At 44.9% G+C, this 14,709-nt stretch carries 15 protein-coding genes; 9 read left to right on the plus strand and 6 right to left on the minus strand.

Going from position 1 to position 14,709, the window contains the following annotated elements:
• Positions 1 to 28: 28 nt before the first annotated feature.
• The 6 genes from BMW71_RS16280 to BMW71_RS16305 all read right to left on the minus strand — a co-directional run bounded on the left by BMW71_RS16280 (position 29) and on the right by BMW71_RS16305 (position 6,605).
• Positions 29 to 802 carry a hypothetical protein gene (locus BMW71_RS16280; protein ID WP_143057652.1) on the minus strand — a complete coding sequence of 258 codons (774 nt, stop codon included), beginning with the start codon at positions 800 to 802 and terminating at the stop codon, positions 29 to 31.
• Positions 803 to 1,257: 455 nt separating this feature from the next.
• Positions 1,258 to 1,794, minus strand: coding sequence for an HD domain-containing protein (locus tag BMW71_RS16285; RefSeq protein WP_092176360.1), 537 nt, complete (start codon positions 1,792 to 1,794; stop codon positions 1,258 to 1,260).
• Between the two features lie 201 nt (positions 1,795 to 1,995).
• Positions 1,996 to 2,427, minus strand: coding sequence for a DUF1761 domain-containing protein (locus BMW71_RS16290; RefSeq protein WP_092176363.1), 432 nt, complete (start codon positions 2,425 to 2,427; stop codon positions 1,996 to 1,998).
• A gap of 100 nt (positions 2,428 to 2,527) precedes the next feature.
• Positions 2,528 to 2,734: a hypothetical protein gene (locus BMW71_RS16295; protein ID WP_092176365.1), complete on the minus strand. Its 207-nt coding sequence runs from the start codon at positions 2,732 to 2,734 to the stop codon at positions 2,528 to 2,530.
• A 116-nt stretch (positions 2,735 to 2,850) separates the two neighbouring features.
• Positions 2,851 to 3,960: a hypothetical protein gene (locus BMW71_RS16300; protein WP_143057653.1), complete on the minus strand. Its 1,110-nt coding sequence runs from the start codon at positions 3,958 to 3,960 to the stop codon at positions 2,851 to 2,853.
• A gap of 257 nt (positions 3,961 to 4,217) precedes the next feature.
• Positions 4,218 to 6,605 (minus strand): nucleoside hydrolase, encoded by a 2,388-nt coding sequence (locus tag BMW71_RS16305; RefSeq protein ID WP_092176371.1) that lies wholly within the window; start codon positions 6,603 to 6,605, stop codon positions 4,218 to 4,220.
• Between the two features lie 468 nt (positions 6,606 to 7,073).
• On the opposite strand from BMW71_RS16305, the gene BMW71_RS23550 reads away from it, so the two are divergent.
• The 9 genes from BMW71_RS23550 (at position 7,074) to BMW71_RS16355 (ending at position 14,672) form a co-directional block, all read left to right on the plus strand.
• Complete coding sequence (locus BMW71_RS23550; RefSeq protein ID WP_143057654.1) at positions 7,074 to 7,358, plus strand: hypothetical protein; 285 nt, start codon at positions 7,074 to 7,076, stop codon at positions 7,356 to 7,358.
• Between the two features lie 128 nt (positions 7,359 to 7,486).
• Positions 7,487 to 7,903 carry a DUF2147 domain-containing protein gene (locus tag BMW71_RS16315; protein WP_092176376.1) on the plus strand — a complete coding sequence of 139 codons (417 nt, stop codon included), beginning with the start codon at positions 7,487 to 7,489 and terminating at the stop codon, positions 7,901 to 7,903.
• Between the two features lie 844 nt (positions 7,904 to 8,747).
• On the plus strand, positions 8,748 to 9,344 hold the full coding sequence (locus BMW71_RS23750; protein WP_177179682.1) for a sensor histidine kinase: 597 nt from the start codon (positions 8,748 to 8,750) through the stop codon (positions 9,342 to 9,344).
• Positions 9,341 to 10,093, plus strand: coding sequence for a LytR/AlgR family response regulator transcription factor (locus tag BMW71_RS16330; protein WP_092176382.1), 753 nt, complete (start codon positions 9,341 to 9,343; stop codon positions 10,091 to 10,093). Before BMW71_RS23750 ends, BMW71_RS16330 begins: the two co-directional genes overlap by 4 nt.
• 168 nt (positions 10,094 to 10,261) lie before the next feature.
• On the plus strand, positions 10,262 to 11,017 hold the full coding sequence (locus BMW71_RS16335; protein ID WP_092176385.1) for a type 1 glutamine amidotransferase domain-containing protein: 756 nt from the start codon (positions 10,262 to 10,264) through the stop codon (positions 11,015 to 11,017).
• Positions 11,018 to 11,041: 24 nt separating this feature from the next.
• Positions 11,042 to 11,422, plus strand: a complete 381-nt coding sequence (locus BMW71_RS16340) for a hypothetical protein (RefSeq protein ID WP_092176387.1) — start codon at positions 11,042 to 11,044, stop codon at positions 11,420 to 11,422.
• Between the two features lie 53 nt (positions 11,423 to 11,475).
• Positions 11,476 to 12,288: an oxidoreductase gene (locus tag BMW71_RS16345; protein ID WP_218145595.1), complete on the plus strand. Its 813-nt coding sequence runs from the start codon at positions 11,476 to 11,478 to the stop codon at positions 12,286 to 12,288.
• A 23-nt stretch (positions 12,289 to 12,311) separates the two neighbouring features.
• A complete protein-coding gene (locus tag BMW71_RS16350; protein WP_092176392.1) occupies positions 12,312 to 13,223 on the plus strand; it encodes a helix-turn-helix domain-containing protein in 912 nt (303 codons plus the stop codon).
• A gap of 360 nt (positions 13,224 to 13,583) precedes the next feature.
• A complete protein-coding gene (locus BMW71_RS16355; RefSeq protein WP_092176856.1) occupies positions 13,584 to 14,672 on the plus strand; it encodes a pectin acetylesterase-family hydrolase in 1,089 nt (362 codons plus the stop codon).
• The last annotated feature ends 37 nt before the right edge of the window (positions 14,673 to 14,709 follow it).

A 14,709-nucleotide genomic window follows, 5' to 3' on the forward strand; every position in this document is an offset into this window, starting at 1 on the left:
TGTTTAAGGTGCTAAACAAAAAATGCCGTTAAATGCCTGCTTTGGCTACCTCACGTGCATCATCGATTTCAAATTTATTATCGCTTTCTTCGCAATTTTCTTCGTAGATCAGCTCCAGTTTTTCCATTCCGTAAAATTGGATGTTGCCGGTAACGATGGCATAAAATAGTTCTTCATTTACAGGCAAGCCTTCCTCTTTAAGAAGCATTTCTTCCGTCATCATAGAAGCAATGATTTCAGGTACTTCTATATTGAGGAACTCAGAGAAAAAGCGTACGTGATCAGCCATAAATATATGTCCGTTTCTGGTTCTGGAATTGACTACATCGACCAGTTTTTTCCTCAAATTATCGTTTAGTCCTTCTTTATCATTGGCCGTTACCCGCTCAAACACAGAAATCCAAAGGTTCCAGCTGAAGGGCTTTTCTGAGCTTCCCAAAGGAGCAAAATGTAGCGTAATCGGGATTTCCCCAAAGCCTTCCTTCCCTGGTATGCTCGTAAAAACTACCTGCTGTTCGAATGATTCTCCTTCCTGTAAATCCAGCGATAACTCCATACCGTCTTTTTCATTTTTGACAACTCCATTGGTAATCTGTTTCAGCTTCCAGGTCAATTGATCAAGCTTACACCTTTGCAACGCGGTAATGTGCAAGTTGACCAGAAGCTTTTCTCCCGGCTGGATTATAGAAGGGCTTGTACATGAAATTTGAATCAATTGATTTTTATGCTGAGTTGAAATTTGCATGGCATCAAATGGAAAGTAATTTGAATAAAATTTATAAAAAAATACTGTTAATGTCAATTAAAAGGATAAAAAATATTTCTCCTATAAAAACAGGTGTTTTAAAAATTCTGTAATTGTCTGTCAATTCAAAATAAAAAAGGCCTACACTTCGAGTGGCGACCTCTAAAAAGGGTTTATTAGTTACCTGATTGCTATTTTACCTTTTTGCCAGGGGATTCCATCTAAATAGAAGTTCATACCTGTTGAACGCTGAATGCCCACCAATTTATTATGTACCTCTATTGTTCGAAGGTACATGGATGCCCTTCTTTCGTTGTTTTTTGCTAAATCTTTTTGTAAGGTACCGTCAAGAATTCCAAAACCCGGAAGGTAAACACGAAAAAAATCTTCATTGGCGCCAAACAGCCAAGGGGCTTAAAGCGCCTGGTTTCGGCACAAACCTGAGGTATCTGTGACGTCACATGGGATCAACCACCCGGTACTGCCCAGGCTACCCTCGTGGGCAGTTGTCTTTATTCAGCGTATTTTTGGTACGCAGCTATTTTACTCCGTAAGCGGGCGTTCAGGTAGGCATGCGTGTCAACCAATAGCTCATTGATCAGGGCTGCTTCCTTCAGGTAATGGTTAATCTTATCTTTTTTCCAGTGTTTTGGTGGTTCTTGAAGATTGGTTATGCGATCAGCTAGCTTTACCATTCCGACTTCTTTCTCCAGCTCCTTGATTCGATGCAAACTGTCCGTCATTTGGTCGATTTTCGACCCCAGGCGCTCATTTTTTGTAAGTGCCTGAACCCCCAAAGCCACCCTTTCCCCAAAATTTTCACGTAATTCAGCAATGTTGGTGTCGGTATCTTCGAGGGTATCGTGCAGTAACGCCAATTGCAAGGCATAGTTTAGATCAAAATTAGCGTCCACGGTATAAGCGAGCAATATCTCCATTGCTACATTCGAAATGTGCAACAAATAGTTTGCGTTTGTCCCAGGTACTTTTTGATTTTTGTGTTTTTCTGCGGCAAATTTTATTGCTTTTTGATACAGTTCTTGTGTCATCGCATGCACGTTTCTTTGCGTATACCGGTAACCTGAAAGGCAGGCACCGATACGCTACCGAACCTTCAAGTGGTGGACAATTCGCCAACTTTCGTCGAAACACTGCTAGGAGCTACTTGCCTTTTCGCACAGCATGCCCATTTTCTGTTTTAGGTTCCTGCGCTTTCCAGTGACCGATCCTCGGAAATTACCCGGCTCGGCCTACTTCCAAAATTGAAGAAGCATCCCAAAGATCAAAAACAGGGTCAATTGGTACCCGCCCTGAATAAGAAAGCGAGCCCATTTCATTTTGCTACTTTCATTTGTCCACATCACGGCGCCAGCAAGCGTTGGAATGACAAATGCTGCCCATATCCATAGCGCCCGCTCTATACCGCTTGCGCGGGAGGTGTCCGCAATCAAATGTGCCAGCACAAGGACTTGAAATAGGGTAAGTACAAATTGTACCAAGTACAAGGGACCGGCGCTCCGTTGCATTTGTTTTCTTTCATCGGGGCTCAAGGCATCGGCACCGATGATTTGCAACCACTTTTTACCGAAAAGAGGACCGTACCATAGTGCACCGAGGATCATGGACAAGATCCCGCCGGCAGCAATTGCGAAATAATTAACTGAAATAGCTGCTGTTTCCATACATACCTGATTTTAAGATATTTATTGACAAAATCTACTGTTTTCCATCATCAATTCCTATAGATTTCCTCTTTTTTTGCCCGAGATGGTCGGTTTTGAGCTACCGGGTACCCAACTTGTTACGTTGATAGCTCCCTTGTCCGGTGGAATAGTATCGATTGCACGCAACGAAAACGCCAATGGTGCCTCCCCCTGTTCGGTTTCGTCGCGGGTGATTTTTCTTGTTCCGGTTTACTTTGCTGTCTACCTGCATCTCGCCAGCCGCGGCTTTGCCGCTGATACTGCCGTCGCTATTCTCGACTTTCATAGCTCTACACGGAACATACTTTATTTGTCAGACATTTCATTTACTAAATGGTCCAACATCTCGCTGTCAATTTGTTTGGCCATGTGATTGGTCTCTTTTTTATTTTTGAATGTGCCTTAGTCTTTCAAAATCTTTCCGGTACGAATCCATTTCGACTGCATGTGCCAGGAACCGTCAGGGCGCTTTTGCAATGCCGCTTCCCAGCGGTAGGTGGTAGGCCATTTTTTAAATACCCTGACCACTGTGAATAAAAACCATGTGGAAAATTTGGTTGTTTTTGGCTTCCAGCCTTTACTGGGAACCAGGGTAATACCAATGGTCTCCTTCTCGGAGCGAATGAGATAGTCTCCGGCAATGCTACCTACCGATTCATGTCCTGAAACCCTGAAACTCCCTTTCAATTCCGTGTTTTCCGAGAGGCTATTCAAGGAGGGGAACGATGGAAAAAAACTCATGGTCAGCGGGTGAATGGCATTCTGGATACCCATTGATTTAATGTGCGCATGGCGATCGATCCAATTTATCGCATAAAAACGGTTGCCTTTTTCAGCAGTTTGTTGACCGATCGCTGCATCAAATCCTTCCAAGATCCCACTATATGCTGGATTGAGCGTGGCAATTAGAGGTTTGGGGCTGTATCGGGCAAAGATCATTTGTTGCCAATCCATCGGCACCGGAAGGCGGTCCAGGGTATGGGAGCGATTGTTTATGGAAACGGTAAGTGCTGTATGGGTTTTTCTAACGAAATAGAAGTCCTGAAGCAGAACCAGGGGCAGCGATCTTGGGTTGGAGGCTGCATCACCCATGGGTGCCAGTAGCCCAAATGGCTTTCTTTTTTTTGCATTTCTTTCCTTGATGGAAATCTCAACAGTTCGTCCCGATACATCGGCGAATCGGTAATGGGCCTGTACACCACGATCGTTTACGTCAAAAAATGCTTGATCCATATCAACAGGAATCATCTGGTTTAGTCCGGCACCGGCTATGGTGTATTTGGATGGATCCGGATTGAGGGATCGCTGGTGATAAACATCCACCTTTTTGTCGGTTCTCCACCCGATTAGTAGGTGTCCAACGCCGTTGGTGGCATCGTTAAATACCTGTGGTTCAAAGCCTACATAGGTAGTATCCGGGTCGTTCTCAAAATTCACTAAAAGCAGTTTTTCCATCGGATCAATGTCGATCCAAAAGGGAAACAGGATGTTGATAGGTTGGTTCGTTTCCATTTTCTTGGTGTATGAATCGTTCCTTGCTTCAAGTCTTCCGGAAGGAGGAATCCCCAAACCTCCAGTGTCGCGCGAATTCGTGAGTCTCCTAATTGTACGGTGTTCAATAGGTCACCTATCAATGGTTTTTTTGACTCGAATTCTTTGCTGTCCGGATTGATAATCGTGCTGCACGTGTATCTGGATATACCGAATTTTCAAAACTTGGCTATTGACGAAACCGGATAAATATTTTTCAGCGGGTCGTTCATTTTTTGCTATTGTCTTGGCTTCAGTTCGGTTGGATTGCCATTTAAGGTAGTGAAGAAATCGGCTTTCATCGCTTCCGCATCGATTTCCCGAATGATCTGAACATTCGTGGGCCCTTCGACCTTTTTCCACCGGTATTCCTGATCGGGACCGAGCACCTCCGAAGGCTCGACCAGGGTCAGCCAACCTTTCCCAAGGTGGTTGCCAATCACCATGGAGATCGTAGCCACGTCGTAGAGTGCCTTTGTTGGACTTTTGGACCAAATATTCGAAATGGCTACAAGGTAATCTCCCAACTTGTTGTCCGGATAAACGCCTAAATCTGTGCGTTTGTCGAGAGCGAGACTGGCACCTGTGGGATTCTCGAGCAGGATCCAGAACTCCGCGCCGCTCCGACCTGTCACATAAACCGACCAGGGATCGTTCGTCCCATTGAAGCTCCTGACATTGACCTGTTCCGGGCCACCGCCCAGCCAAATGATTTTGATGCGGCTTGCCAAATCGAATCCTTCCTCACGCGCTTGCAGGATCGCGCTGCCAATGTTGGTACACGGGCCGACAGGAAGTACCCAGACCGGATTGTCGGGCGAAGCGCCACGAGCCGCGGCAAGAATCGCTTCACTGGCTTCGGTTTTGACTGGCTGCGTGTCCAACCAGTTTCCGCTAGCTGGAACCTCCAACGGCAGGTTTGATCCGTGGAAGACCAGCGGCATCTGATTTTCGGGACGATGCTTCAACAGGTCGCTCTGGCGGCAGAGTGCAAGGATATGAATAATCTCGCCATAGTTCATTTGCTCCTGTGCTTGCCCACCGCGATCAGAGCGGAAAGGACCGTGATGGATGCTGTTGATACCCAGCACGTCCAGGTTGCTGAACAGGCCATAGGCAATGTAATGCTGATCATCAATTTCATTGCGGGCATCGGTATCGAGAAGGACCTGCGGCAAGTGCACGGTTTCCGGGGTGTGGACCCGCAAGATGGCGGAGGATAGCTCGTTAAATTTTTCGCCCACCTTTGATCCCATGACGACGCGGTATACCCCGGGTTCCTGGTACGTATGGGTGACTGATGCACCCTCAGCCGTCGACCCGTCCCCCAGCTGCCAGTGGGGGTCGCCCGGATTGCCTTTGAGGGTGAATGTCACGGGCTCGCCGGCCAGCACCGGCCCGTCGATTGGGACAATCGTCCCTGCACGCGCGGCGTATGCTGCCTGGTGGGATACATCCTTAGTGGGAACAGATCCGGCAAGCACGTAATTGTCCATGGTATTAAAAAAATCAGTGTATACGGCGTCACGGTTTGGATCCCTCCACATAGTCACTCTTCGGGGATTGTCAGCATTTTCCACCCATGTTCCAGGATATCTGTGCGCTTGCGACCCGGTTTGGGACGCCTCTTCTACTACGAATGAAGGCGCCCCCATTTCGTAAGGAGTAAATTCCCCAACATTGTTTTTGAGAGCAGCCAAACCAACCATATCCAACAGAGAACGTCCGTGTTCTTTTTGCCTCGCCCCAACAAACTTATCGAAAAGATGAACTGAATAGTCGCCAAAACTGGCGAAATCGGGGCCTTCACCCCTTAAACCAGGTACGGCAGGACTAACCCGGGGACCTCTGCCGGTCATTTTACCTTTTATTTCAGCGAAAGTTACCCCTTTATGTGGCCAGGGAATAATATTGAAGGCCACGTTTTGCGGATTGGCGAGGAGCGCATCCACTGCATCGAGATCGCCCGCATGGTTGTTGCATGCATAGTTCTGGGGCCATTCGGTCCCCATCCACCATATTTCAATCTTGGGTGCAATCGTGGGATCTTTTAGTAGTGCCAGTGCTACATTCGTGAGATTTCCCATCGCATATATGTGGAGGGGACGGTCTGATGGTGCATGCGCACGCTCAATGATGAAATTGACCGCACCGGATCCATCAAAAGTTGAATGGTTACTATCCCCCTTTATTTGACGGTAATTTCCCGCGGGACCTTTGAGAACCGGGACGTCAGAAGAAGCGCACATCCTGGCCATATTTACCGCTTCCTTATAATGGTCATCGATAGTTACTGTACCAAAATAAGGACGGCGTTCGGTACGCTCGGGATAATCCGATCCACGGTTGACCGTAATACCTTCTACCTCAAAATGGTCGCCACTGAAAAGCGCATACGCCAGCGCATGCTGATCATCTACTTCCGCCATGGCATCAGTATCCAGAATTATCCGCATCTTTTCTTGCGCAGCGGCAGTGGGTGTCAGCAGCAGGACGGCAGCCAAACTTACCAGCAGGGACAAACAAGTCTTCATGGCCTTTACGTTATTCATACGGTAATCTTCGAGACGCTCTTTTTGGAGTAGAGTTAATTTTGGCGGTTCAGTTTCTAGAGGAACCGGTTTCATAGTTTACCGGTACCGCCCGCAAACCGCTGAAACCCGTATGGCGTTAACACGTGGTGTGTGCCTTGAATGGTGAATATAGGTTAAAAAGTTGAGCGTTCCAACGGGTAAATAGCCCGTGCCGATTTCAATCGGTATCCCTTAAGCGCAGGACTGGTCCCGATGGAGTCGGGACAGGCTGTCCCGAAGCAACATGCATTTGTCCCGATAAATCGGGAGGGATGAAAACAGGACCAAGCGTGAAGAAATGACCTGCAAAAGCGAATCAAATGAGCGACGAGCCGGGCTGCGGGGAGGTACAGCCTGTCCCGATTCATCCGGAAGAACCGCCCTTTCTGCCCCTTGTAACCCGATCCGGTGGCCCCGCCGCGAGGGAAAATTTGTGGGAGGTGCTCCCCGTCAGCGGAATCTGGCAGGGCCGTCTACATGATTGGCGGTAATTTTTTCTTGTTCGGTATAAACAATCGCGTTGTGGATGACTATTCCTGCCAAAGCGATAATGCCCAAAAAATTGTAAAAATCAGGTTATTATCAGTAAACGACAAGCCCGCTACTACTCCGAAAATCCCAAAAGAGGCTGCCAATAATACGATGCTACTTTTCCTTTTTGAGTTGAACTGCATCAGGAGCAACAAGATGATGCTGAAGAAAGAAATCGAGCGCGGCGCCACCGCTGCACCCTTCGCCTGGGCGCTCGCCCCCAGGGGCGGAAAGGGGGTTTGGGGATGGGGGGATTTTTTGGTACGGTTGAACTGATTTACCAGGTATGTCCCTTTGAGGGTATGTTTGTTCAATTCACCAATAGCTATGTTCAGTTCACTGTGTTCAATAAATACCTGGAGCAGGATAGGCCGTAATTTCGGGGAAAGCAACCAAGAACAAGCATGAAATTTCCCATGAATTTGAGACAAACCCAGTGGCTAACCAAAACCGTGACTTTGTTTTTTGTATCGATCTTAACGGCCTTTTCTTTTCGTGCACACGCACAAATAGAGGGGCAGTGGAAGGATACCGAAAAAGGTATCACCATCTTCATATATGAACAAGAGGGGAAGTATTTTGGTCGGTTGATTTCTTCGGAAGATGCCGAACAAAACAAACAGATACAAGAAAATGGAAAAATTGTATTGCTAAGGGACTTTGAAAAGAAGAGTGATACAAAATTCTGCTGTGGCACCATCTTTCAGCCTAAAGCAAAGAGAACCCTTGACGCCACGCTTTATTTGGAAGATGACAAAACCTTAAAAATCAATGCAAGCTATGGTTTTTTCAGCGGAACAAAATATTGGAAACGGCTTTAACGTATGAAATCTATTAAACTGATAATGGGGTTATTGCTGATTCAACGATCTTCATTGGCACAAATACAGTCCTTTTCAGACGCTGAAAAAGGGATTGCTGCCACAAAGCATGAACCCATTCAATTCGATTCCCTCCGAAGGGTTTACAAAAAACGTTGGACAATTGGCCTGACTTATGGGTAACGTTTCATTGAAAATGCCGATAGGACGGCGGTGCCGGATACAATTTCATTTGCCGACTTTACCAAAAAAAGGGTTTACAGATAGAAGAGAGCGGAGTAGGAAACGTCTTTATTATCAATAATATAAGACTAAACCACGAAAAATTAACCGCGTGCATCCGTCCTTTGGTGAAGACAATACATGGGCTCCCTGCATAAGGAACCACCTTTTTTGGTTGATACATCAAAAACTCGTAACTAGTTACGTAAATCTTATTATAAATATTTTACTCTCAAAATTGAAACGCAACACAAAAACACTATTCCCCATTGCCCTATCCGTGGTTTTACCCCTTTTGGGGATATATGCAAACACCGATGCGGAGTCCATTTTTAATCTGGGTTTCATCGGTAACTGGATGGTTGGGTTCATCACCTGCTACACGTTGTGGTACATGCTATGGGAACTTTGGAGGGTAAAAAAAACCGAATATAGGGTTTTGCTGGTTGTGTTGGGCATCGTAACTTGTATTGGGGTGTTAAACGGTTTTTTTATCCTGTTTATGACAGAAGGTGGAGAAAATTCATTAAGGGCCCAATCAATAGCCCGAATCATATTTACTTCCCTCATTTTTATGATTATTCAATATGCGCTCAAAACGCAGGAAAACCTTTCGAGGTTATTGATTGAGAAGGAGCAGATACAGAAGGAAAATTACAGGGTCCAATTAAAAGCGCTGCGAAAAACGGTTGATCCACACTTCCTGTTCAACTCTTTGAACACGCTGCGTTCCATGGTTCGCCAGCAGCATCAACATGCCGAGGCTTTCGTAATGAACCTGTCCGACTTTTACAGGCAAATATTGAAGCATGACGATAACTCGACGCTACCGCTTTCAGAAGAGCTGATGCTGCTGGAGTCGTACCTGTTCCTCATGAAAAACCGCAATGAGGCAGCCATGCATGTGAAATTGGGAGTTGACGCGAAGTTGCATGCGTTGCATTTGCCTTCTATGGCCTTGCAGGTAGTGGTGGAGAATTGCTTCAAACACAACAGCATGACCGCCAAAAAGCCGCTAACCATTGAAATCGTAAGTACGGAAAGCGGTCATATCGAAGTATGCAATAACCTCCAGCCAAAAATTGAAGAGGCTGAAAGCTCCGGTTATGGCCTGGATGTTTTGAGAAAGCGTTATGCGCTTTTGAACGAGCAGGATGGGGTTACGATTAAAGAAACGGACGGACATTTTCTTGTACAATTAAAACTGCTGAAAAGATGAATGCCTTAATCGTGGAAGACGAAGCACATACCGCCTCACTTTTGCAGGAAATCATTGAGCAAGATGACGATTTTATAGTCATCGAAAAACTGGAGTCGATCGCAGAAGCGGTCCAGTACCTGAGTAAATACCAGAAAAACCTGGATATTCTCTTTTTTGATATTCAGTTGGCAGATGGGAAGAGCTTCGAAATCTTTAAACATGTAGATGTAACCGTGCCCATCGTATTTTGCACCGCCTACGATGAATATACCCTCCAAGCCATCAAAAACAACGGGATAGACTATGTGCTCAAGCCTTTCAAAGAGGAAGAAATCCATGGGGCGCTCCAGAAGTACAAAAAGTTGGTCAGCAGTTTGCAAGCTAAAAATGCAGCACCCGTACTCATGCAGACACAGGATGACAAGAAATTCCAAAAGAGCTTTCTGACCCAGCACCGCGAAAAATCTGTAATCAAAAAAGTGGAGGAAATCGCCGCTTTTACCGTTGAGTATGAAAACGTGTACCTTTACACCTTTGGAGGGGATAAATATCCCATTTTTAAAAAATTGGAATACGTGGAATCCGTCTGCGATCCGAGCCGCTTCTTTCGCGTCAACCGACAGGTGTTGGTAAACAGGGAGGCCATCCAATCTTTTGAGCCCTATTTCAACCGAAAAATAATCTTACAACTTCGTGTACAGCTACCCGAGCAAACGGTAGTCAGCCGGTTGAAAGTATCGCCATTTAAGGAATGGTTGGAGGGATAAGGTGTATCTTTTTTAAATCGGTGAAATAGTCAGTTTTTTGACCGAAGTCTTGCATTGCATCCTGCATAAAACGTATTATCTGTGAAATCATTTAGTCTTTCTTTAAAATGATTTAGTCGGCCATTTTAGCCTGATCTAATTTTGTTTTCATCATCAAAGTCAGTTAAAATGGAAAATGTAATTAAACGAAGATCAAGTCATGTCCTTCCAAAGAAAAAAATTCTTTATGTAGTATCTAATCCCGCCACGCTCATGGGATTTCCGGTAGGTTTCTTTGCTGAAGAACTGACACGGCCCTTCTTTGAATTTATACAGAAGGGGTATGAAGTGGAGATAGTTTCACCCAAAGGCGGTAAAGTGGAATACGATGGTTTCTCCAATCCCGAAAATGAACAGACCATTTACCCTAACGATTTGGTAACCATTGGTTTCAATCATCACAATACTTTCGGAAAGTTGTTGGAAAATACCAAATCGATTGCTGAAGTAAATGTGGCTGATTACGATGCCGTTTGTGTGGCCGGTGGCGGTGGCCCTTTGGTAACCTTTAAAGACGACACTGCTTTGCACCAACTCATCGCTGATTTTTACGAGCAGGGCAAGGTGGTAGGCCTGCTTTGCCACGGAACTTGCTTGCTGTTATGGGCAAAATTAAGCGATGGTTCGCTTTTGGCCGATGGAAAGACTTGGACCGGCTATTCCGATGCGGAAGAAGAAATGAACAACCAGGCAGCAGGCGGCATCAAAATCAATGAATATACCATCGAGACTGAAGCCAGGAAAAATCACAAGACCCATTACGAAGCGGCTGATCCTTTAGAGCCATTTGCCATCAAAGATGGAAGATTAATCACTGGGCAACAACAGCACAGCAGTGCCCTATTTTCAGATTTAGTAATTGAAGCCTTAACAGAATCAAAGTAATCTACAGCAACATAAAATTATTTTATGAAAAAGTTACTAATAATTGCGGCAGTTATCAATTTAGCAGTCGCTATAATCCACACAATTATCGGAGAAAGTGATATTGTTGCTCCGCTCTTGGCTACAGATGCGCCAGATACGGTTAGATGGACACTTCACTCCGCATGGCACATGATTTCAGTAGTGCTTTTCATATCCACTCTTGCACTTTTCTATGTAAGCCGCAAGGGTAAAGATGAGCCACATAGCATGGTTTTGTCAAAATATATTGGTATTCAGTACGTAGCTTTGGCAATGGTATTTGTGGTAACAAGCCTGATGTACGGAATATTCTTTCCGCAAATCGTCATGCTTGCACCAATTGGAATCTTAGCTATTTTGGCAAGTAGAGCAGCTAGTGACTAATAAAAAATGGCACAGTATTGTTTAAATGAATCTAAAACTGTAATATAAATATAATGACAAAAGTAGCATTCATAACCGGAGCGAGTTCAGGCATGGGAAAATCGACTGCCGAAATCCTCCTTCAACAAGGTTATAAAGTATATGGAGCGGCCAGAAGGGTTGACCGGATGCAGGAATTGCAGGACAAAGGAATGGGCGTTGTGGCCTTAGATTTGACCGAGGATGCGTCTATCGTAGAAGCGGTAGCTACCCTTTTGAAAAAAGAAAGTAGGATCGATATTTTGATCAATAATGCCGGGTACGGTTCTTATGGTTCGGTAGAGGAAGTGCCAATTGAAGAAGCCAAAAGGCAATTTGAAGTCAATATTTTTGGGTTGGCCCGTTTGACGCAACTGGTAATCCCGACCATGCGAAAGCAAAAATCCGGACGGATCGTCAACATTTCATCAATGGGCGGGAAGATATACACGCCTTTCGGGGCATGGTACCACGCCACAAAGTTTGCACTCGAAGGCTGGAGCGATTGCCTACGGTTGGAATTGAAACAGTTTGGAATCGATGTGGTCGTAGTAGAGCCGGGAGGCATCAAAACCGAATGGGGAGGCATAGCCATGGAAAGCCTGAAGAAGGTTTCGGGAAGTGGTCCGTATGCACACTTGGTAAACAAGGTTGTTGCCAGCATGGATACCACCAATGATAAACTCACGCCCGTGGAGGTATTGGGAAAAGAAATTGCCAAAGCTGCTACGGTTGAAAAGCCTAAAACCAGGTACTTAAAAGGATATTTGGCCAAGCCATTGGTAGGGATGAGGAAGTGGTTAGGGGATAAAACCTTCGATAAAATGATCCTCAGTCAGCTAAAATAAGCCCTGATGCCAAATTAAACAACATGCGGGAATCATATATCATCAATTCAATCAGTCAGGCCCATACTGTCATGGGCCTGGCTAAACCGAAACACCCTTTGGTTTCGGTAGTAAAAACAAGCGCGTTTAAGCCTTCAATCGATTTTCGGAGCGTGAAGGTTATCAACCACCTCTACCAAATCACGTTAAAACACATTGGCTGTGGTAATTTGGTTTATGGAAAGAACTCGTATGACTACCAAGAAGGGACATTGGTGTTTACCGCTCCAGGGCAGGTAACCATTTGGGACGCTGAAATGCCGATACAAACGGATGCGGATTCGGGTTGGACGCTGGCTTTTCATCCTGATCTAATCCGAAAATCCAATCTGGCCAACAAAATTGATACCTATTCTTTCTTTCAGTACGATGTGAACGAAGCACTTCATCTCTCTGACGACGAGCGCAAAACGCTGGAAGAGATCTTGGATAAAATTGAGATGGAATACAGTCAGAATTTGGATAGGCATAGCCAAAACCTCATTATCTCAAACATTGAATTGCTGTTGGATTATTGCATACGATTTTACGACCGCCAATTTTACACCCGTTCCAATTTGAATGTTGACGTTGTTTCCAGGTTTGAAAACCTGTTGAAAGACTACTACAAAACGGATAAAGTCATTGACTTAGGTATACCAAGTGTAAAATATTGCGCACTCGAGCTAAACCTCTCCACAAATTACCTGAGCGATCTTTTGAAGAAGGAAACTGGAAAAACTGCACAGGAACACATTCATCTATTTGTTATTGAAAAAGCAAAAAACCATTTATTGAACTCTTCCAATTCCATTAGTGAAATTGGCTATAAATTAGGATTTGAATACCCCCAACATTTTAGCAATCTTTTTAAATCAAAAACAGGGTTTAGTCCCAGTGAATACAGAAAGAATTAACTAAAGGTACATCGGTTTAATCCGCCCGCAGGATAGCCCGAGGCTTGTCGTGAACAAGACGCTTTCTTTAAATGGCATTGACCTAGGTCTATGTGGGACGGCTATGGGGACCTAAATTGATAATCCCGCTGAACAAATTTACAGAATACGTGAAATTGTTGACCACGCTTACAAAAAGCGCATTTTTTAATCGATCCATAATTTTTATGACACGGTCCAACCGATAAAAACTCAATCCCCAACCTGTTCAATTGACTTGCCGATTGGTGCAGTTCAGGCAGTTTGCACCGAATTAGCACCCTCAAATCACATAGTTTTACGATGTATTCAAAAAGGCAAACACTTCTAAACCTTGTTAAAATGAAAACATCTAAAATCAGTCATTTCTTATTTCTATCTCTGTTTGTGGTGCTCCTGAGCTGCTCGGAAGATGAAGGCCAACAACCTGAAATCGCACCTGTAAATCCCCCCCCTTTTCAGCAACTGTATGACCAAGGGGTGGATAGGTATCTGGGTACCATTACACCTATTTCTTCGACACCTGTAGGCCCTGGGGTAACCGAACATGTTTTTAACAGTGCAGATGGCCCCGTTTGTTTTACAGGCAAACAATTTTCGATGTTCACCAGAAACGGAAGCAGCAATAACCTGATGATCTTCCTACAAGGAGGGGGTTTTTGTAGCCCGGTAGTTTGTGCAGCAGTTGAAGAGGGCATCCCTTTTATTCCTTTTGGGATACTAAGCCCGAATGATTCGCAAAACCCTGTTGCAAATTATAATGTAGGGTATGTGCCTTATTGCGATGGTTCCATGATGTCGGGCGATAACGAAGTGGATAGCGATGGCGTAAATGACCGTTTCTTTAAAGGCATCCAAAATCTATCCGCATCGCTTGATGTAATTGTTCAAAACTATCCGTCTCCAGAAAAGATTGTACTTGCTGGAAATAGTGCAGGAGGCTTTGCAGTACACACGGCTTTACCCTTAGTAAGAAAATTATACCCCGAAGCCCGTATTTATGTAGTCAATGATTCAGGGCAAGGTATTGGTAATCCAGGAGGCTTTGAGGGATTGTTTACTTATTGGAATGCTCATGCTTTTATACCTTCGAGTTGTTCAGATTGTATTGGGTCAGACGGTAACCTTACGGGTCTTCACGACTACCAGCTCAGGCAAGATGCCAATATCCGCATGGCGTATATTTCTTCAAAACAAGACTCTGTAGGCTCAGCTTCGATGGGAGGTCCCGCTTTTGAGGCACAACTCATAGAAGCTGCAATAGCGCTAAACAACGCCCACCCCGAACGCTTCCAAAGTTTGATTGATAATGGTGATGCCCATACCTACATCATCAGGAGTTTCAATGTGGAAGTAGGGGGCGTAACCGTGAGGCAATGGCTTGCCGATATGATCAATGAAAGCGCGGGTTGGGAAACAGTTATTGAATAGAAAAAACTTATCTAAAAAGAATTCTCAACAATTTTCT

It is taken from the genome of Cyclobacterium xiamenense (assembly GCF_900109255.1).
Taxonomy (GTDB): Bacteria; Bacteroidota; Bacteroidia; order Cytophagales; family Cyclobacteriaceae; genus Cyclobacterium; species Cyclobacterium xiamenense.